At 68.8% G+C, this 18,556-nt stretch carries 23 protein-coding genes, 2 pseudogenes and 1 riboswitch; of the genes and pseudogenes, 11 read left to right on the top strand and 14 right to left on the bottom strand.

All coding sequences use genetic code 11. The annotated features are described in order from the left end of the window. Positions 1–5 precede the first annotated feature (5 nt). From O7632_RS04115 to O7632_RS04105, 3 genes are all read right to left on the bottom strand, one after another. Positions 6–1,064: an iron ABC transporter permease gene (locus O7632_RS04115; RefSeq protein WP_278119807.1), complete on the bottom strand. Its 1,059-nt coding sequence runs from the start codon at positions 1,062–1,064 to the stop codon at positions 6–8. A gap of 34 nt (positions 1,065–1,098) precedes the next feature. After that, on the bottom strand, positions 1,099–2,061 hold the full coding sequence (locus tag O7632_RS04110) for an ABC transporter substrate-binding protein (protein WP_278119806.1): 963 nt from the start codon (positions 2,059–2,061) through the stop codon (positions 1,099–1,101). A gap of 105 nt (positions 2,062–2,166) precedes the next feature. Beyond that, a riboswitch (adenosylcobalamin (AdoCbl) riboswitch) is annotated at positions 2,167–2,306 on the bottom strand. A 109-nt stretch (positions 2,307–2,415) separates the two neighbouring features. After that, entirely contained in the window at positions 2,416–4,275 is a 1,860-nt protein-coding gene (locus O7632_RS04105) for a M14 family zinc carboxypeptidase (RefSeq protein WP_278111563.1), read from the bottom strand. A gap of 269 nt (positions 4,276–4,544) precedes the next feature. Here O7632_RS04105 and O7632_RS04100 point away from each other — a divergent pair. The 3 genes and pseudogenes from O7632_RS04100 to O7632_RS04090 all read left to right on the top strand — a co-directional run. Next, positions 4,545–4,719 (top strand): annotated as a pseudogene (locus tag O7632_RS04100) (SAM-dependent methyltransferase); the annotation flags it as partial. Between the two features lie 236 nt (positions 4,720–4,955). Continuing rightward, a protein-coding gene (locus O7632_RS04095) for an IS5 family transposase (protein ID WP_278119771.1) occupies positions 4,956–5,779 on the top strand; the annotation gives its coding sequence in 2 pieces (ribosomal slippage) (positions 4,956–5,295 and positions 5,295–5,779; 825 coding nt in all). Between the two features lie 21 nt (positions 5,780–5,800). Further along, a complete protein-coding gene (locus O7632_RS04090; protein WP_278111561.1) occupies positions 5,801–6,247 on the top strand; it encodes a DUF2809 domain-containing protein in 447 nt (148 codons plus the stop codon). Between the two features lie 58 nt (positions 6,248–6,305). Here the strand turns inward: O7632_RS04090 and O7632_RS04085 are convergent, their stop codons facing one another. Then, complete coding sequence (locus tag O7632_RS04085; RefSeq protein WP_278111559.1) at positions 6,306–6,671, bottom strand: GntR family transcriptional regulator; 366 nt, start codon at positions 6,669–6,671, stop codon at positions 6,306–6,308. Next, entirely contained in the window at positions 6,668–7,444 is a 777-nt protein-coding gene (locus tag O7632_RS04080) for a hypothetical protein (RefSeq protein WP_278111557.1), read from the bottom strand. The genes O7632_RS04085 and O7632_RS04080 overlap by 4 nt, the downstream gene beginning before the upstream one ends. 172 nt (positions 7,445–7,616) lie before the next feature. Between O7632_RS04080 and O7632_RS04075 the strand changes: the two are divergent. From O7632_RS04075 to O7632_RS04065, 3 genes and pseudogenes are all read left to right on the top strand, one after another. After that, positions 7,617–7,846: pseudogene (locus O7632_RS04075) on the top strand (VOC family protein). Positions 7,847–7,963: 117 nt separating this feature from the next. Then, a complete protein-coding gene (locus O7632_RS04070) occupies positions 7,964–8,221 on the top strand; it encodes a hypothetical protein (protein WP_278111555.1) in 258 nt (85 codons plus the stop codon). 805 nt (positions 8,222–9,026) lie between these two features. Further along, positions 9,027–9,992, top strand: coding sequence for a phosphotransferase (locus O7632_RS04065; RefSeq protein ID WP_278111554.1), 966 nt, complete (start codon positions 9,027–9,029; stop codon positions 9,990–9,992). Positions 9,993–10,101: 109 nt separating this feature from the next. On the opposite strand, the gene O7632_RS04060 is transcribed toward O7632_RS04065, so the two are convergent. From O7632_RS04060 to O7632_RS04050, 3 genes are read right to left on the bottom strand one after another with little or no spacing between them, the layout of a single operon-like run. After that, positions 10,102–10,266 (bottom strand): hypothetical protein, encoded by a 165-nt coding sequence (locus tag O7632_RS04060; protein ID WP_278111553.1) that lies wholly within the window; start codon positions 10,264–10,266, stop codon positions 10,102–10,104. A gap of 31 nt (positions 10,267–10,297) precedes the next feature. Next, positions 10,298–10,690, bottom strand: a complete 393-nt coding sequence (locus tag O7632_RS04055; protein ID WP_278111551.1) for a DivIVA domain-containing protein — start codon at positions 10,688–10,690, stop codon at positions 10,298–10,300. A gap of 21 nt (positions 10,691–10,711) precedes the next feature. After that, positions 10,712–10,981 carry a hypothetical protein gene (locus O7632_RS04050; protein ID WP_278111549.1) on the bottom strand — a complete coding sequence of 90 codons (270 nt, stop codon included), beginning with the start codon at positions 10,979–10,981 and terminating at the stop codon, positions 10,712–10,714. 165 nt (positions 10,982–11,146) lie between these two features. Here O7632_RS04050 and O7632_RS04045 point away from each other — a divergent pair, with 165 nt between their 5' ends. The 3 genes from O7632_RS04045 (at position 11,147) to O7632_RS04035 (ending at position 13,610) form a co-directional block, all read left to right on the top strand. Further along, positions 11,147–12,550 (top strand): IS66 family transposase, encoded by a 1,404-nt coding sequence (locus tag O7632_RS04045; RefSeq protein WP_278110308.1) that lies wholly within the window; start codon positions 11,147–11,149, stop codon positions 12,548–12,550. A 92-nt stretch (positions 12,551–12,642) separates the two neighbouring features. After that, positions 12,643–13,425 (top strand): helix-turn-helix transcriptional regulator, encoded by a 783-nt coding sequence (locus O7632_RS04040; RefSeq protein ID WP_278111547.1) that lies wholly within the window; start codon positions 12,643–12,645, stop codon positions 13,423–13,425. After that, positions 13,422–13,610, top strand: coding sequence for a DUF397 domain-containing protein (locus O7632_RS04035; protein ID WP_278111545.1), 189 nt, complete (start codon positions 13,422–13,424; stop codon positions 13,608–13,610). Before O7632_RS04040 ends, O7632_RS04035 begins: the two co-directional genes overlap by 4 nt. Before the next feature lie 57 nt (positions 13,611–13,667). On the opposite strand, the gene O7632_RS04030 is transcribed toward O7632_RS04035, so the two are convergent. The 4 genes from O7632_RS04030 to O7632_RS04015 all read right to left on the bottom strand — a co-directional run bounded on the left by O7632_RS04030 (position 13,668) and on the right by O7632_RS04015 (position 15,736). Then, entirely contained in the window at positions 13,668–14,060 is a 393-nt protein-coding gene (locus O7632_RS04030) for a type II toxin-antitoxin system VapC family toxin (protein WP_278111543.1), read from the bottom strand. Beyond that, positions 14,057–14,341 (bottom strand): type II toxin-antitoxin system Phd/YefM family antitoxin, encoded by a 285-nt coding sequence (locus tag O7632_RS04025; protein WP_278111542.1) that lies wholly within the window; start codon positions 14,339–14,341, stop codon positions 14,057–14,059. The genes O7632_RS04030 and O7632_RS04025 overlap by 4 nt, the downstream gene beginning before the upstream one ends. A gap of 142 nt (positions 14,342–14,483) precedes the next feature. Continuing rightward, the gene (locus O7632_RS04020; protein WP_278111540.1) at positions 14,484–14,960 is read right to left on the bottom strand and encodes a nitroreductase/quinone reductase family protein; all 477 of its coding nucleotides are present in this window, start codon (positions 14,958–14,960) and stop codon (positions 14,484–14,486) included. Continuing rightward, a complete protein-coding gene (locus O7632_RS04015) occupies positions 14,957–15,736 on the bottom strand; it encodes a glucose 1-dehydrogenase (protein WP_278111538.1) in 780 nt (259 codons plus the stop codon). The genes O7632_RS04020 and O7632_RS04015 overlap by 4 nt, the downstream gene beginning before the upstream one ends. 145 nt (positions 15,737–15,881) lie before the next feature. Here O7632_RS04015 and O7632_RS04010 point away from each other — a divergent pair, with 145 nt between their 5' ends. Beyond that, positions 15,882–16,577, top strand: coding sequence for a TetR/AcrR family transcriptional regulator (locus O7632_RS04010; RefSeq protein ID WP_278111536.1), 696 nt, complete (start codon positions 15,882–15,884; stop codon positions 16,575–16,577). A gap of 24 nt (positions 16,578–16,601) precedes the next feature. Here the strand turns inward: O7632_RS04010 and O7632_RS04005 are convergent, their stop codons facing one another. After that, on the bottom strand, positions 16,602–17,240 hold the full coding sequence (locus O7632_RS04005) for a TetR/AcrR family transcriptional regulator (RefSeq protein WP_278111535.1): 639 nt from the start codon (positions 17,238–17,240) through the stop codon (positions 16,602–16,604). A gap of 175 nt (positions 17,241–17,415) precedes the next feature. On the opposite strand from O7632_RS04005, the gene O7632_RS04000 reads away from it, so the two are divergent. Further along, a complete protein-coding gene (locus O7632_RS04000; protein ID WP_278111533.1) occupies positions 17,416–17,886 on the top strand; it encodes a nuclear transport factor 2 family protein in 471 nt (156 codons plus the stop codon). Between the two features lie 83 nt (positions 17,887–17,969). On the opposite strand, the gene O7632_RS03995 is transcribed toward O7632_RS04000, so the two are convergent. Then, positions 17,970–18,539: a TetR/AcrR family transcriptional regulator gene (locus O7632_RS03995; RefSeq protein ID WP_278111531.1), complete on the bottom strand. Its 570-nt coding sequence runs from the start codon at positions 18,537–18,539 to the stop codon at positions 17,970–17,972. Positions 18,540–18,556: the final 17 nt, after the last annotated feature.

The following is an 18,556-nucleotide window of genomic DNA, read 5'->3' as shown; positions in this document are numbered from 1 at the left end:
GACGGTCACATCACCACCGCCCGGCGGGCGGTCCGCAGCACCAGCACGAAGAACGGGGCACCGAAGAAGGCGGTGACCACCCCGATCGGGATTTCCGCCGGGGCGGCGACGGTCCGGGCCACCACGTCGGTCACGGTGAGGAACGCCCCGCCGAGCAGCATCGACAGCGGCAGGATGATCCGGTAGCTGCTGCCGGCGACCAGCCGGACCAGATGCGGCACGATCAGCCCGATGAAGCCGATCAGCCCGGACACCGACACCGCGGCGGCGGTGCCCAGTGACGCGGCGGTGAGCAGCAGGTAGCGGGACCGTTGGGGGTGCAGGCCGAGGCTGGCCGCCTCGTCGTCGCCGACCGACAGCACGTCGAGCTCCCGGCCGTGGACCAGCACCACCAGGCCGGCGAGCACCGCGTACGGCAGAATCAGCCGGACCTCGTGCCAGCCGTCGGTGGCGAGCCGACCGAGCAGCCAGGAGTAGACCTCGCGGATGGTGTCCACGTTGCGTTGCAGCAGGTAGGTCTGCCCGGCGGCGAGGAACGCCGACACGGCGACCCCGGCGAGGATCAGCGTCGCGGTGGACCGGTCTCGGCCGCCGGCCGCGCCGAGCAGGTAGGTCAGGGCGACGGCGCCGATCGCGCCGACGAAGGCGGCCAGTGGCACCGTCACCGGCAGCCCGGTCAGCACCCCGCTGCCGGGTCGCAGCGCGATCACGGCGGTGACCGCCAGGCCGGCACCGGCTGCCACGCCGAGCAGGTGCGGGTCGGCCAGCGGGTTGCGGAACACCCCCTGGTAGCAGCCGCCGGCCAACGCCAGCATGCCGCCGACAAGCAATGCCAGCACGACCCGGGGCAGTCGCAGCTGGGTGACGATGGCGATCTGCCGCTCGCTCAGTCCGCTGTCGACCTGCGCACCGGGCAGGAGGTTGAGCAGTTCGGCGGCGACCCGCACCGGCGGCAGGCTGGCCGGCCCGAAGGCCAGCCCGGCGACCACGGCCAGCACGACGGCGAGCAGCGCGCCGGCGAACCAGCCCGCCGTCAGGCCGGGGCGGTGACGACGCGGCACCATCGCCCCGGCCTGGCCGGTTCCGGCGGACGTCACCTCAGGAGGCGGCCGCGTCGACGGCGTCGACGATCGCGCGTACCAGGTCGACCACGCGTGGACCCCACCGCGAGGCGATGTCGTCGTCGAGTTCGACGACCTGTCCGTCGCGGACGGCCGTGATCGTCGACCAGCCGGCCCGGTCGGCGACCGTCTCGGCGGTCTGCTGGCAGCACTTGGTGTCGGCGAGGAAGATCAGATCCGGGTCGGCGTCGATCACCGCTTCGGCCGACAGTTGGGGGTAGCCGCCGGCCGCCCCGTCGGCGTCCGCCGGGTCGGCGATGTTGACCAGCCCGACCATGTCGAACAGCGCACCGATGAAGGTCTCACTGGTCACCGTGTAGAACGTCGGATCGAGTTCGTAGTAGTAGGAGAGCGGTTCGGCGGGTTTCGGCGCGTCCGCGACCAGCTTGTCGATCTCCGTACGCATGCCCTCGACCAGGTCGTTCGCCGCGTCGACCTGCCCGGTCAGCGCACCGAGTTCACTGATCTGGCGGTACGTGTCGTCCAGGGTCACCGCCGCCGACGCCAGGTAGACCGGGATGGTCAACCGGGTCAGGCCGGCCACCACGCCGTTGGTGTCACCGGAGAGCACCACCAGGTCCGGTTCGTAGGTGGCGATCGCCTCGGCGTTGGGGGTGAACCCGGACAGGTCGGTGGTGGGTACGCCCGCCGGATGGTTGGAGTTGTCGTCGACGGCGACGACCTGGTCGCCCGCGCCGATGGCGAACAGCATCTCGGTCGCGGTCGGCGACAGCGCCACGATCCGTTCCGGCCGTTCGTCCAGGGTGAGTTCGCCGACCGTCACCGGAAAACCGGCGGCGACGCTCGGACTCGACTCGGCCTGCGGTTCGTCATCGGTCGCGCCGCCGCCGCAGCCAGCGACGGTGAGGGCCAGCGCGGCGGCGATCGCGGCGGCGCGTAGTCCGGTCCGGGCGGCGGTTCGGGCATCGGTACGGGTCATGGCGGCGGTCCGCCAACGGGGTCTGCTCATCTGGTCCTCCTGTCGGTCGAGGGCTGGTGCTTCGCCGACAGGTCGGAGTCCGTGCTGCTGACCCGGCCACGTGGCGAGGCGCCCTTCCTCGAGAGCGCGGTTCGCGACCGCTCCGCAGGCGACCTGGCTCACCCCGACAGGTCGGGGCATCACAGTTGCGGGACAGCGCCGGATTCGCACCGGCTTCGCTGCGGGGTGGTCGGGTAGCACCGTAACCCACCACCGGTGAGCTGCCTTAACCGCGACAGCGGGCGGGCCGCCGTACGGTGACGTACACCGCACCGCGACCCGCCCGATCATCGGTGTCGACGCGAACGTGGTGGATCAGGACCGGGTGATCGTCACGTTGTCGATGGCGGCCTCGACCAGGCTGGCGGTGGAGGCGTCCGCCGCCTGGACGACGATGCGCACCGACTGACCCGCGTACGGGGTCAGGTTGTAGCTGCCGGTCGACCACGAGCCGTAGCGGTTGCTGGCCGCGCCGGCCTGGTTGAACAGGGTGGTCGTGCCACCGCTGTGCACCACACTGACCCGGAAGTAGTCCGCCGACGACGAGTTGTTGAGATGCGCCAGGTACCAGGCCAGCGACAGGGTCAACGTGCCGCTCGACGGCAGGCTGATCGCCGGCGACTGGGCGGTGGTCACTCCGCCGTCGATGTCGTACGCACCGGCCGACGAACCGGCCAGCCGGCCGGTGACCAGGCTGTTGCTGCCCTGGTACGGGGTGAGTTGCAGCGCCCCGCCGGAGCTGGTGGCCTGGGCCGCGCCCCGCTCCCACTGCCCGGTGCTGGCGGTGTCCGTACCGCTGGGGTTGGTGGTCCAGCCGGTCGCGGTCTCGAAGGTGTCCGACCAGACGGTGGTGCCCGGCGGGTCGACCGGGCCGCCGCCGCAGTACTGGCTCTCCTTGCCGATCGCCCGGTACGGGCAGTCGGCGTACTCGCTGAGGATCAGCACGGCCTCCCGGTTACGGGCGGTCTGCGTCGGGATCACCTCGTCGGGCGGGTAGAAGCCACCGCCACCGGACGAGCCGGGGTACAGCTCGAAGGTGTACGCCCAGATGTCGTGTTCGGCCCACATCCAGTCGATGCTGCTGCCGTCGGTGATGTAGAGGTCGGACGCCTGTTCGGGGGTGTAGCCGTTGGTGGCGGCCATCTGGCCGCCGATGGTGGCGAAGGTGTTGTACTGGTCGGCGGTCATTCCGCTGGGGGTGTTGGCGGTGGTCCAGCCGAACGGCCAGAGCACCAGCTCCGAGTAGGAGTGGAAGTCGATGTTGGCCTTGATCTGCTGGGTGCCGCCGACGACCCGGCTGTTGACGAAGTTGCGCAGCGCCTGGGTCTCCGGCGCGGAGAACGCCGACGGACCGCGGTAGGTGTCCGACGACGGGGAGCCGGACGAGCCGCCGCAGCAGCCCCACAGGTAGCCCCAGTTGCGGTTGAGGTCGGTGCCGACCGCCAGGGCGCCGCTGTTCGGCTGCCGGTTCTTGCGCCAGGACCGGTAGGAGCCGGTGGCGATGTCGTACTCGCTGCCGTCCGGGTTGACGCTCGGGATGATCCACAGTTCCCGGTTGTTGACGATGTTGGTGATCCGGGAGTCGCTGCCGTAGCTGTCGGTGAACAGGTTGAGCAGGTAGATCGCCATCTCGACGGTGAGGTGCTCACGGGCGTGCTGCTGTGAGTTGAACAGGATCTCCGGTTCGTTCTCGTCGGTGGCGACGTTGTCGGAGATCTTGACCGCCATCAGGTCCCGGCCCTCGTACGACGTACCAATGCTGATCTTGCGGGCGATGGTCGGATGGTCCGCGACGACCTTGTTCACGGCGGCGGTCATCTCGGCGTAGTTGTGGTAGGCCGAGTCCGAGGGCGGGAAGTCCATCGTGCCCACGTCGCCGGTGTCACGGGCCGGGGCGCGGACCGCTTCGACCTCGAAGCCGAGCGCCTCGATCGCCCTGATCTCGGCACGGGTCGCGGTGATGTTGAGGACGCCGTGCTCGATGTAGTCGATCGCGGCACCGGTCTTGGCCACCGCGTCGCGGTCGGCGAAGGTCTTCGGCCCGAGCACCCGGTACGGGCCGGCGATCGAGTCGCGGTCGACACCTGTCGGTTTGGGATCGGCCGACACCGGGCCGGTGACGATGGCGAAGATCCCGACGACACCAGCGATGGCCAGGACGATCGTCCTTCGCATCGAGGTGGCTGTCGAAGTCGAGGGGCGGAATCGCATGTAGACCTCCTGGGGGTGGGGAGGATCCCGCTAGTGAGCACAACTGCACCACCTGTCACATGGTCATATCAATATCCATTACGCTAAGTTCCATGCCAAGCTGATCATCACACGATCGGGATACTTCTCGTACCAGACATTTCGCAGGGAGATCCGCAACTCGTGACGGTGGCCAGCGACCTCACTGCGGCGATGGTCGTCGCCTGCCGCGCGAAAGGCATCGACGCCAGGTTGACGGCACCGAGGGCGTCGCGGACTGGGACGACCACGACCCGCCCCGGTTCTTCTCGCTGCGTACCGACGAGCAGATCCGGCGGTACGCCACCAACGTGTTCGACCTCGTCGACTTCCACGCCCTGGACGGGCCACGGCGACTGCCGCTTCCAGTCGTTGACCCTGCGCCGCCCCACCGAGCTGCGGACATCCGATGAACGTCGTCGGTCGAGGCGCCACCGCGTCATCGACTGCTCAAGATCAATGTGAGCGTCATTGTTGTCAAAGTCCCCGGATGACAACGATGACGCTCACATTGATCTTGAGGTGCACGATGGTCGCCCACGATGGAGCGGCGGAGAACGCCTAAGACCGTGTGTCGTTTGGGGTTGTTGAAGTTCAAGGTCATTCGTTGACGTGGTGTGGATGACGTGGAGAAGTACTGCCCCGACGCGTTGTGGCACCTCGCGCGGCCGTTGCTGCCGCCGCACCCGGAAAGGCACCAGGGCGGCGGCCGGCGGCGGACCGATGACCGGGCGATGCTCGCGGCGATCCTGTACGTACTGGAGTCCGGCTGCTCGTGGCGCAAGCTGCCCGCCTCGTTCCCGGTCCACTGGCGCACCGCGCACCGCCGGTTCGCCGAATGGGTCGAGGCCGGGGTGATGACCGCCCTGCACCGGGCGACGCTCGATGTCCTCGGCGCGGCCGGGCGGATCGACTGGTCGAGGGTGAGTGTCGACAGCATGCACGTACGCGCGGTGAAAAGGGGGACCTGACCGGGCCCAGCCCGGTGGACCGGGGCAAGCCCGGCTCCAAGATCCACGCCATGAGCGACCGGGGCGGGTTGCCGCTGCACGTGGGCGTCTCCGCCGCGAACCTCAACGACCACCGGATGCTCGAGGACATGGTCGACGGCGTCACACCAGTGCGTCAACCGGTCGGCCGGCCGCGTCGACGACCGGCCAAACTCCACGGCGACAAGGGCTACGACTACCCCGAATGCCGCGACCTGCTGCGCGCACGCGGCATCGTCGCACGGATCGCGCGCAAGGGCGTCGAGTCGTCGAAGCGGCTGGGCCGGCACCGCTACGTCATCGAACGCTGCCTCGAGTGGATGACCCGGTTCCGACGGCTGGTCCGCCGCTACGACCGCAAGGCTTCCCACTACCTCGGATTCCTCCACCTGGCATGCGCTCTGATCTGCTACCGCCGCGCCGACCGACTCAACCTGTTGACCAGCAACAACCCCTACTGACACACGGTCTAAAGTGGCCCGATGACGGACCGGTGGTGCGCACGGCTGGCGGGTCTGGCTGCCGCTGGCGGATTTCTCGCTATCGCGCTCGGCATCCGGGTGCTGGCCAGTGGGGACGGTGTGCTGGACAGTTCCGGTGCGCTGCGGCAGTACTCCGGCACCGCTTTGTACGCGTCGATGGTCTACGCCGGCGTGTTCGTCCTGGCACCCCGGGCCGCGCCAACGCTGGCGGGGGTGGTCGCCGTCGCTTTCTGCTGGCTCGTCGAACTGTTCCAGCTGACCGGAATACCAGCGGAGCTGTCCGTGCGCAGTCTGCTCGCGCGGCTGGTCCTGGGCGCCCATTTCGACGCCACCGATCTGGCCTGGTACGTGGTGGGCGCCCTGCCGTTGCTGGTGCTGCACGTGGGTATCGACCGCTGGCGGCACCGTCGTTACCCGCGACAGAAAGCCGACGCCGCTCACCCGTAGCGCGTGTTCACGGCGTCAACGTGTTCACGGCGTCAACGTGTTCACGGCGTCAACGTGTTCACGGCGTCGACGGATGGCCGAGGGCCGCTTGGACGATCCGAACCGCTTCGGCCGGGTCGATGCCGACCCGAGCGATGATCGTCGCGTAGTCGCGGGCGGCGCGGCGGGCCTGCTCCAAGGCCTGGTCGCCGGCGGCGGAGACGAACGAGCCGGCCCGCCCCCGGGTTTCGATCAGCCCGGCCTCCTCCAACTCCCGGTACGCCCGCCCGACGGTGTTCACGGCGAGGCCGAGGTCGGCGGCGAGCCGGCGGACCGTCGGCAGCCTGGTGCCGACGGCCAGCGTCCGGTCCTGGATCTGCTTCGCGAGCTGGGACCGCAACTGCTCGTACGGCGGCGTCGGCGAGGCCGCGTCGATGACGATCAACGGACGATCATGGCCTGCCGGGCCGTCGCCCCGACGTCGGCGGTCCGGCGGTGGATCAGGGCCAGCGCGACGACACCGACCGGGACGAGTCCGATCGACACCGCGTTCCACCAGCCCAGCGACTCGCCGTACAGGAAGATGGCCGGCAGCGTCCAGACCAGGTTGGGGGTGACCAGGGCGCGGGCGTCCTCGACCCGCATGATGACGTCGGCCGTCAGCGACGCCTCGTCCTGCGCCACGGCCGGACTGGTCAGCACCTGGCGCAGTTGCAGGATCGTGCCGACGCCGGCACCGGCGAGGCCGATCAGGACGACAGCCGCCCCGGCGCGCAGGTCAGGATCGGAGATCGGCAGGACGCTCACCGCGAGCAGCAGCGCGCCGGCGAAGGTGGCGACCGCGAAAACGGCGTACGGCCGGCCCAGCACCGCCGGCCAGCCGAACCCGACCGGATGCGCCACCCGTCGGGGAAGTCGCGCTCCGGCCCGCCGGTCGACGCGCCGGACCCACCAGCCGAGCAGCCACTGGCCCGCGAGCATCGCGACCACCAGGGCGGTCAGCACCAGCAGGCGTAGCCGGGCCGACGTGCCGTCGCCGAGTCGGGACACGTGGGTGAGTGCCGCGCCGATCAAGAACCCGGCCAGTAGGACGCTGCCGTAGAAGGTGGCCTGCCGACGCGCGGCCAGCCGGGCCACGAGCAGCGGGGTCGGCTCGATGTCGGTCAGACCGTGCCGGTCGAGCCACTGCCTGGTCTCGGGGTGCTCTGCCTGGCTCATGTCACCACGCCCTTCTGTCGCAACTCATGTCGCAACTCTTGTCGCAATAGAATGCGACATTGTCTGCGACAAAATCAACCCCGCGACAGGTCACCACGGACTGGCCCGCCGGGCACGGCGTGGCGGACGAGACCGGGCGGCGGGAGGCTACACCTGCATCTATGGTGGGCCGATGGCATCGGTCAAGCAGTTCCAGGTCACCTTCGACTGCGAGCGGCCGGAGCCGTCGCCCGGTTCTGGTGCGAGGTGCTGGGGTACGTCGTTCCCCCGCCGCCGAAGGGGTTCACCTCCTGGGAAGAGTTCGATCGGCGCGTACGGGTGGAATTGCTGACCGCAGATGGTTTCAACGAGTCGTGCCTCGTGATGCGCGACGTCGAGGGCAACGAGTTCTGCCTCGACTGAGGATCCGACGGCAGCCCTTCCATCACATCGATCACGATGAAAGAATGTGATCGTTACATGTCGATTCCACGGCATCAGGGCACGTGGAGGTCGGCGAATGACCCGATGGGAGCATGCATGCGAAGACTGACCACATTGCTGGTGGCGTTCACGATCGCCATGGCCGGACTGTTCGCGACCACCGTCGCCCCGGCGTCGGCGGACTACCCGGACCCGCCGGGCGGCACCCTCCGCAACGTCTACAGTAGCCTGAGTTTCTGCAACTCGTACGGCACCTACGGGGTCCAGAACGACCTGTGGAGCTCGTACCTCTGCCAGTACCGCGCGTACGGCTACCCACCCTCCGTCTACTACTTCTTCTGGACGTTCGACTAGCAGGTGGCTCCTGGGGAGGCTCCACCGGGCAGGTCAGGGCACGTACGCAACGGCCTCACCCACATCAACCGGGCGGCCCGGATCGGCGGGCCCGGATCCCGGCGCTCGAGGTGGCGCGGCGCGGTCGCGACGACGTCCTCTGCGGCCCGCACCTTCCCTGCGGTGAGCACCACCGCGTCCGGCCCCATCCCGGCTGTAAGTCGGTGCCGGTGGCTCCGGGGGCGACAGCGAACACCGTCGGCCGGTGCCACGCAGCTCCGTCCATATGAAGGCCACTGTCAGCGCGATCGGCGCCGTCACGTCAACGGCGGCCCGGCGGTCGACTGATTTGGTCCACATCGGCAAACAGGGCGAAAGAGCCGATCGCGGCATCGTTGACCAAGCTTGTCACCTCGACGCCCCGGTCGGCGACCGCTCGGCGGATCTCGGTCGGCGCAGCGGGGCTGGACATCCCGGGCAGCCTTCGGCGAGGTTGGCTGCGCGTCGTGACCGGTCACCGACGGTGCCGTCAGATCCGGCGTCTATCGCAGCACTTTGACCGTGATCTTCGATGATCCGGCGGAGGTCGACGGCCTCGACCGCTGACTGCGTGCCCACTACCGTCGCGCTACCGTCGCGCTACCGTCGCGCTACCGTCGCGCTCGGACTGCGGCATGCGAGCGTGTTGACCTTTGGTGGTGTCGCTCGGCCGGTTGGTAGCCAGATCAGCATATCTGGCCAGGCAGCTCGGCGTCTCGCACTCGGGATGAAGCTTCACAGGCATGCGTCGTCGCGGGGTAGCGCCGGTTGTGCTGTAGTGGGCGTCGTGAACGCTGCGGAGTTGGCCGACCGGTTCGGGCTCGGCCGGGCCCGGACGCTGTCGGACGGGCCGGTCGCTCGGGGCCGGCAGGGCGAGGTGTGGCGGCTTGAGACGGTGGATGGCCGGTGGGCGGTGAAGGTGCCGTTCCACGAGTCTGGCGAGGACCGAGTGCGGGCGTCGACCCAGTTCCAGGAAGCGGCGTGCGCCGCTGGCGTACCGGCGCCGGCGGTGCGACGTGCCACGGACGGGTCTGTCCTGGCCCGGGTGGGTGGCCGGCAGGTGCGGGTGTACGAGTGGGTCGATCTCGAAGCACCCGATCCGGGTGTGGACCCGGTCCTGGTGGGCGCCGCGGTGGCCGCGATCCACCGGGTGTTGGTCCCTGCCGGCGGTCACGTGGACCCGTGGTACACCGCACCGGTGGGCGCCCCCGCCTGGGACAGGCTGGTCGAGCGGCTGCGCGAGGCCGGGGCGCCGTTCGCCGGCCGGCTGGCGGCACTGCGCGACGAACTGGTCGCGTTGGAGTCGTGGCTGGAGCAGCCGGTGACGTTGCGGACGTGTCACCGCGACCTGTGGGCCGACAACATCCTGCGGACGGCCCGGGGTGGGGTGTGCGTGATCGACTGGGAGAACAGCGGTCCGGCCGACCCGGGTCAGGAACTCGCCTGTGTGCTGTTCGAGTTCGGCCGGTCAGATCCAGGCCGGGCACGCGCGCTGATGTCGGCGTACGCGGCGGGCGGCGGTCCGGCGACGGTCGCCCGCCCCGGCGATTTCTCGATGCTCATCGCGCAACTGGGCCACATCGCCGAGATCGCCGCCACGCAATGGCTGGAGCCGAACGTACGTGACCCGGATCGGGCCGGCGCCGCGGCGTGGATCGGCGAGATGCTCGACGAACCGCACACCCGCGAGGTGCTCGGCGCACTCCTGCACGCGGTTTCCGGCACGATCCCACCCGGGCGACACGGGCCGTAGCACGCCGGCCGAGTCGTAGCACGCCGGCCGAACGGGATCCTGGACGGGCAAGCCGCATAGCGCAGTAACGCCCTGTCGGCAGCAGAAGCGGATTCTGTGCGGCCGGATTCTATGGTCTCCCGTCAACGAGCGGCAGCCGGCCAGTCGTGCAGACCGGGCAGGTCAGGTTACGTCCGCAGCGGGGGCACCAGCGGTGCCGGTGGTGACACAGGCTGAACCCGGCCACCGCGCCGACCAGCAACGCGACCACGGCGGCGAGCACCGCAGCGACCATCACGATTCCCCTCCGGTCACCCGGCCCTGGCTCACGCCGGCATCCGGGCCTGGAACTGCCGCGACTGCCAGTCCCGCAGCGCCTGCTTGATCCGTACGTTCTCGTCCCGGGTCATCGCCAACTCGGCCCGCACCGCCGCCAACTCGTCGGCGACCAGGTGCAGGAAGGCCCGTACCTCGGTCGGGTCGTAGCCACGGCCGCGTCGGGCCCGGTCCGGGAACTGCCGGTCGCGGACCTGGCCGGGGCTGATCGACGGCCACCGCGCGCCGCCGTGGTAGTGGTGGGCGGCGGTGTTGCGACCGCGCCCGGCCGGCGGCCGCGACCTGGAGACCGGCGGCCGCGCCTGGGCGGCGAGGTCCGCGAGCACCCGGGCCTGTCGACGGGTACGCCGGGGAAACAGCAGAAAAGCCAGAAGTCGACGCATGGCGGATAGTCCTTTCGCACATCATTGATTGATGGATACCACTGGTCGGCCGTCGCGTTCGACGACTCCGGGTCGCCGCAGGGCGTGTTTGTACACCGACAGCAGCGTCATCTGACCGGCCCGGGGACCGGCGACGAACGTGCCCATAACCGCGATCATGGACACCTGCGGAACGTCGTGACCGTGCCGTAGATGGGCGACCCGGACAGCCACCGGTCCGTTGCCGAATGCCCAGTCCTCGGCGCGCAGCCGCACCACGTCGCCGACTTTGATCAACGGCTCACTGGACAAGGTCGCACCACCTTCCATTTTTCTGCTGTCAGCAGATCCACCCTGGACTTTCACACCTGCCCAGTGGAAGACTTTCGACCGACAGAGCACACTTCGAAGGGTGACTGGATAGGTTCCTGATCCCGGTGGTGCTGTCTGCTGTGGAGGCTGGTAGGTTGACCAGCCATGCCCGCCGATCCGCCGCCGTCGTATGACGAGCTGCTGGCGTTGAACGCCGGGCTGGCAGCACGGCTGGAGCAGGCGCTGACGCGGATCGCTGAGCTTGAGGCCCGGTTGAAGCAGTCGTCTGCCAACTCGTCGAAACCGCCGTCGAGCGACGGGCTGGCCAAACCGGCGCCGAAGTCGCTGCGGGGCCGTTCGGGTCGCCGGCCGGGCCGTCCCACCGGCGGCGAGGGCACCACCCTGTCCCAGGTGGCGGATCCGGACGTGATCGTCCGGCATGTGCCGGACACCTGTGGCGGCTGCGGAGGCGGCCTGACCGACCCGGCCGAGGTGACGGTCACCCGCCGGCAGGTGTTCGACATCCCCCAGCCTCGGGTCGTGGTGACCGAGCACCAGATCGTCACCGTCGCCTGCCGGTGCGGGCACCACACCACCGCCGCGACACCCGTCGGGGCCACCGCGCCCGCCGTCTACGGACCACGGATCGCCGCGATCGGCGTCTACCTGCTCCACGGACAGTTCCTGTCCATCGGCCGCACCGCCGACGCGATCCGTGACCTGTTCGGCCTGCCCGTCGCGGCGGCCACCATCACCGCCTGGGTCACCCGCACCGCCCTCGGCGTCATCGACACGGTGCTCCCCGTCATCCGTGACCGCGTCCGACACGCCCCGGTCGCGCACTTCGACGAGACCGGCATGCGCGTCGACGGCCGCCTCGCCTGGCTGCACTCCGCCTCCACACCCACCGACGTGCTCCTCACCGTGCACCGCCGGCGCGGCACCGCCGGAATGGACGACGCCGGCGTGCTGCCCGCCTTCACCGGCACCGCCGTGCACGACGCGTGGGCCCCGTACGACACCTACACCGACGCGGTCCACGCCCTGTGCAACGCCCACGTGCTGCGGGAACTGGTCTACGTGGTCGACACCGCCACCGGACAGGTCGCCGACCTCGCCGGCCAGGCCGCCGCGGCCCTGCGGCAACTGAACCACCTGACGGTCACGGCCCGCGCCGACGGCGGTGAACCCGACCCGGCCGACCTCGCCGAACAGACCCACCTGCTGCGCTCGGCCGTCGTACTCGGCGCCGAGGCCACCGCCGACCGCACCGACAAGCTGCACCGCAAGTACCACGCCCTGTTCGTGCGGCTACGGGACCGACGCGCCGACTACCTGCGGTTCCTCACCGACCCGGCCGTCCCGTTCGACAACAACCCGGCCGAGCGGACCATCCGCATGCCGAAACTCCGGATCAAGGTCTCCGGCAGTATGCGCACCATGACCGGAGCCGAACACTTCGCCGCGATCCGCAGCTACACCGCCACCGCCACCCGACACGGCATCAACATGCTCGACGCACTCACCCGAGCCGCCGCCGGCAGCCCCTGGATTCCCACAACCACCTGACCCACCTCGCGCGCTTGCGGTATTCCAAGGTCCCACGCACCTATCCAGTCACTTCGAAGGTTTGATCTTGTCGGGGGAAGGACCGGTAATACGTGAGCGACAATGGTGTTCCGCGTACTCTCAAGTTCCTACGTACCCTCAACGGCGGCATGACGCAGGAGCAGTTGGCGCAGCGGCTGAGCGTCTCCCCCTCGCTGATCGCCAAGTTCGAGACGGCCCGGCAGATCCCGCTGCCGGACACCGCCGACCAGCTCGACGAGGTCTTCGGCAGCGGCACACTGATGCGGGAGACCGCCGACGCCGCCCGCCGGGCCGTCCCGCCGGACTGGTTCCAGCCCTGGCCGGAGTACGAGGCCGAGGCCGACATGCTGCGTGGGTACGAGTCGACCTACGTCCCCGGGTTGCTGCAGACCGAGGCGTACGCCCGCGCGGTGCTCGCCGTCGGCATGCTCCCGCCGGAGGTGGCCGAGCAGCGGCTGGCGCACCGGCTCGCTCGCCAGGTGACCGTCTTCGACCGCAGGACACCGCCGGTCACCTCGTTCATCGTCGACGAGGCCGCGCTACGCCGGGGCGACCCGGTGGTGATGAAGGAGCAGCTGCTGCACCTGGTGGAGATGTCGCGGCGCGACCGGGTGCTGCTGCACGTGGTGCCGGTCGACGCCGGGCTCTACATCGGCCAGCTGGGCAACTTCGCGCTGGCCACGCTGCCGGACGGGGCGACGGTGGCCTACACGGAGAACCCGGTGGACGGCCGCACCTACGAGGATCCGGCCAAGGTCGGCATCTTCGTCAACGCGTGGGAGGCGATACGCTCGGTGGCACTACCCCGGGACGCGTCCCGGGACCTGATCGCGAGGGTGGCAGAGGAGCTATGACCGAGCCAGCGTGGCGCACCGCCAGCCGCAGCAACAGCAACGGCGGCAACTGCGTCGAAGTCGCCGACAACCTGCCGGGCCGCGTACTGGTCCGCGACAGCAAAGACCGCACCGGCGGCACCCTCACCTTCGCCCCGGCCGCCTGGTCGACCTTCGTCACCCAGGTCACCACCACCGTCTGCTGACCGACACCGGCCCGTCCTCAGATCCTGTCCGCGCCGACCGTGGACAGAATCCGAGAACTAGCCGAGACCAGGACACGCCGTCGGTAGTCCCATCTTGTGCGCGATATCAAGCATCCGCTTGTCGTAGCTGACCAGGGCCGTGAGGGAATCCTCCAACACCTGGGCGCTTGCGATGTGGATCGCGTCCAGGGATCGCGCGCCCGGCGGGACGAGGGCAGCGGCGTCCCGGACCTCGGCGGTCAGCAGGATCTCGGTGAAGCTGCGGAGCAGCTCCTGCATGATGGCCGGGTAGCTGCCGATCGCGTCGAGGGTACGGACGGTCTCGACGAACCCCAGGGTCGACGTACTCATCGGCACGCCAGGGTGAGTCGTGAGGTATTCGCCCAGTTCGACCGAGTACTGACGGCCGCTGACGAGGGTGACGAGCGCGGAGGAGTCAAGGTAGATCAACGGTCGTCGTCCTCGCGGGCGTCGAGGAGCACGTCCAGCGGCGACACGTTCTCCGGTACGTCGTAACGCGGCAGCCGGTCGAGGTCGTTCGTCGTGGTGGCGGCCAGCTTGATCAAGCCCTTGGCCACCAGCGGCGCGTAGTGGCTGAGCCTGGCCGAACCCGGAAGCAGCACCGCGATCACCGTGCCGTGCCGGGTCACCTCGATCGTCTCGCCACGCTCGACCCTGGCGAACATCGCACTGGGGTTGTACGAGAACTCCCGGACGGATACGGTGCTCAACTCACACCTCCCTCGGTGTACCTACAACTCCACCATCGTACCCACAACTCTGCCGATCGTGAAACGCGCGCGCCGTGATACGCGGACCGTAGCGCGCAGACCGACCCCGGCTGGAACTATGTCCCTGTCGAGGGAGCCGTGCTCACGGCCGATGGCGGAAGCTGATGCGCATCAGCCGGCTGTCGGCCCAGTCTTCGATCCGAGTCGGCCGGATGGTGCCGGGGTCGTGGGGCTGATTGAGATCCGCGACGATCTCCGCCAGCACGGCCTGACGTTCAGCCGGGTCGGTGACAGGCGTGGCCCGGGCGGGCAGATCTGCGCGGATCCCGTACTTGAGGTGGAAGGTGAAGTCGGGATTGGCGAGAAGGTTCGCATGCCAGTCGGTCGCGGCACCGCCGGCGCCGCTACACAGATAGGAGGCACCCGCAGCTCGGTAGAAGAAGATCTCGATGCGGCGTGGCCGGCCGGTGCGGCGCCCCACCGTCGTGATGTCGATGATCCGTTCGCTGGTGCCTGCGGCAGGTGTGATCTCGATGGCTCGCCGGATGTGATCGGGCAGATGCGACACAGTCGTGTCACGTGCCACGTCGTTCCATCCGGTCGTGTCTGGACGGCTCATGCGGTCTCGGCCTGAAGGGCTGGCCCGAGGAGGAGTCCACCGTCGATGACGTACTCCGACCCCGTGATGAATGACGCGTCCGACGACGTGAGGAACAAGAGAAGCCGGGTGACGTCGGTCGGCTCTCCGAGGCGGGGGATGGCGAACGGCTCGGGCGAGTAGAAGTCGGAGATCGCCACTGTGGCACCGGCTGCTGGTTCATGGATGAAGGGGGTCGCGATCACGCCGGGGTGGATGGTGTTCACCCGGATGTGGTCCCGGCCGAGCTCGAGCGCCGCCGTCCGGGTGAGGCCCCGCACGGCCCACTTGCTGGCGACGTACGGCGCGTAGTGCGCCGTGCCGCCCAGGCCCATCGTCGAGGCGATGTTGACGATGGCTCCCCCCGTCGCTCGGCGCAGAGCGGGGGCGGCGACCTTGATGCCGAGGAAGGTCCCGGTCAGGTTGATGTCGAGGATCCGCGACCACGTGGCCTGGTCCGTGTTCTCGATCGGTACTGGCGGGTTCTGGACGCCCGCGTTGTTGACGAGGACGTCCAGAGCCCCGAAGGCGCTCTCGGCGGCTAGCACAGCGGCGGACCACGAACTCTCGTCCGTGACGTCGAGGCGGGTGAAGTGAGCGCGGGACCCGAGCTCGTCGGCGAGTGCGGTGCCGCGGTCGGTGTCGATGTCGCCGATCACCACGTTCGCTCCCTCCGCGTGGAAGGCGCGTACATGGCTCGATCCCTGGCCACCTGTGCCGCCGGTCACGAGCACGGTCTGGTTGTCGAAACGGTTCATCAGATGTTCCTTCGGTACGCGGGTGACCGACCGGGATCATCGGCGATGAACGGCCGGCCAGTGGTGAGCCGGCTGACTCACCACTGCCTCGACAGTAGGCCGGAGGCAGTGGCGAGTCAAGCCACTCACCTCGTATGCTCGGTCCATGAGCAGGGTCGTGCCGACGTACCACCAGCGCGTCGCCCAGGAAAAGCGTGCGCTGATCGTGACGGCCGCGACCGCGCTGTTCCTCGAGCTGGGCTACGACCGGACATCGCTGGCGCGGATCGCAGAGCGCTCGGGTGTCTCGCGGGCCACCTTGTTCAAACAGTTTCCGAGCAAGGCCGCCCTGTTCGACGCCATCGTCACCGAGTCCTGGTCAACCGCTGCCGAGGAGGATCCTCCGCCGGCAGGCAACGTCGCCGACGGGCTCGGCGCCATCGGCCGCCGCTACGCCGAGCTGTTGAGCCGGCCCCAGATGACCGACTTGTTCCGGATCGTCATCGCCGAGCTGCCACGGTTCCCGGAGCTGGCCCATGCACAGTTCTCGCACGGGAAGATGCCCTACTTCGAGTCCGTACGCAGCTACCTCCTGGCTGAGCACGAGGCGGGGACGGTGCGGATCGAGGACGTGGAGCTCGCAGCCACCCAATTCCTGGGAATGATCTCCAACTACGTCTTCTGGCCAACACTCCTGGTGCCGGGCTGGGAGGTGAGCGCCGAACGCGTCGCCCAGGTAGTCGACGAGGCCGTCCGCACCACCGTCGCCCGGTACGCCGCGACCGGACCAGGGGCGTCCACCAACAAGCAGTCGTCGATCAGCGCGGAGCCGGTGCGGGTCAGACCCTCGACTCGAATCTGACGCCCCAGCCGCGCCGGTCCGGCATCATGGATCGACCGGCGGCAGGGTGTGCGGTCGACCATCGGTCTCGTCCATCCACTGACCGTGAAGCACGCGAAGCGCGTCGAGCGCGACTGCGGTGAGAACACCACGGCCAACACCGGCACGGCCGAGCAGCTCCATCCCTCGAGTGATGGCGACGAAATAGACTGCCAGCGACTGCACGTTCGCACCTGCCGGGAGATCCCCGTTCTCCCGCGCATGTTCCAGGCATTCAGCATATGCCCCGGCGAGCTGTTCGATGCCGGCCTTCGCAGCCGTCGAAAGCTGATCGTCCTCACCGGTCGATTCGACCAGTGCACGCGTGGTGAGCGAGACCCGCCGATCACTGCTGCTGAACTCGATCGCCATCACGAGCATATGACCACGAATGCGCTCCAGCGGCGAAGCGTCGTCGTGCCCCAACGCTTCCGAGACCGCGCGTGCCGCCTCTTCCCGGTCCTCGGAAAGTGCCCGGAGAAACAGTTCTCGCTTACCACCGAAGGCGTTGTACAAGCTCTGCTTCCCCAGGCCCGTCGCCCGTACCAGGTCATCCAGGGTCGCAGCGGCAAGGCCGTGCACGGCGAACACCTCACTGGCACTGCTGACGACATCGCTCTCGAGGAACTTGCGGGGGCGAGGCATGTGAGCAAGCTTACGTTATTGACCATCTGGTCAAAAACCTGTTAGCTTCGTGGGGGAACGCCAGTGGGGCCACCGCGGAGGCGTCGTCGACCTATGCGACGGCGTCGCCGCCGGACCGCTGCCGGACGGCAGCAACTCACCTCCCGCAGACACCAAGCACCACGGAGGAGCAGAAGTGCAAACCAACGAAGAAGTTGTTCGCGAGGCGTACCGGCTGTCGGAAGGAAACGTCCTCGACGGGGACGGTTTTCGCGCCTTGTTCACCGAGGACGGCACATTCAACGACGTGCCGAATTCGCTGACCTTCCGCGGGGACCAGATTCCGCAGGCACTCACGGGCTTCGCCAGCGTTTTTCCCGACGTCCACCGCGAGCTACTCGAAGTGCACGCACTCGGTGACGTCGTTGCCGTCGAACTCCGCATTCAGGGAACGCATCTCGGCGGGTTCCCGACCCCGGTCGGCGAAATTCCACCAACCGGAAAGCGGATCGACGTGCCGACGGCGGATCTCTGGCACCTGCGTGACCGAAAAATCGAAAGGTTCGACTGCTACAACGCAGCGAATGTGCTGCTCGCTCAAATAGGGGCCAACCCCGACTTCAACTCGGCAATCGGGGCCGTCAAGGCAGCTGCCACAGCGGCGTAACCCGACCGCGCGACGCCGAGTAGCGACAAAGCCCGGCGGGTTGTCAGGACGCCGGCTACGGTGACGAGCTGCGACGTGTTGGGCTACGACGTGGCCCAGGTTCCGATCGTGGCGATCGCGGCTTCGATGAGCGCTGGTCCGGCAGGCAGGTGTTCGATCGTGCTGCGGTAGTAGATCGGGCCGATGACGAGGGCCGCGGCGTCGCGACTGGACATAGCGAGACTGACTTCGCCGCGGGCCTGGGCCGCGTCGAGTGCGGTGGCGAGGCGGCCGGCCAGGATCGTCGCGAATTGGGCACGCCGGGCGTCCATCCGCTCGTCCCAGAGCGCGGTGCTGGCCAGCGTGGCGGCCACGGCACGCACCTCGGCGAGGTCAAGCTGCTGGGCGAGCGTGCTCAACTCACGCGTCAGCCACTCCCGGGTCGGGATGGTCGGGTTGTCAAGCAACGGCATCGGTACGGTGGCCATCGCCTCGGCGAGCAGTTGATCGGCTCGTGGCCAATGCCGGTAGACGGTCGCCCGGCCCACCCCGGCCCGTTCCGCCACCTGCGCGTGAGTCACCGCAGCCGGACCTTTCTCCAGCAGCAGCTCGCGCGCTGCGGAGAGGATGGCCTGCCGACTACGCCGGAAGCGCGGATCGGTCTCGGTGTTCACCACCTCATCGTACGAGA

This window comes from Solwaraspora sp. WMMD406, assembly GCF_029626025.1.
In the GTDB taxonomy this organism is placed as follows: domain Bacteria; phylum Actinomycetota; class Actinomycetes; order Mycobacteriales; family Micromonosporaceae; genus Micromonospora_E.
The sequence above is the reverse complement of the archived record's forward strand: the minus strand, read 5'-3'. Positions and strand labels throughout refer to the sequence as shown.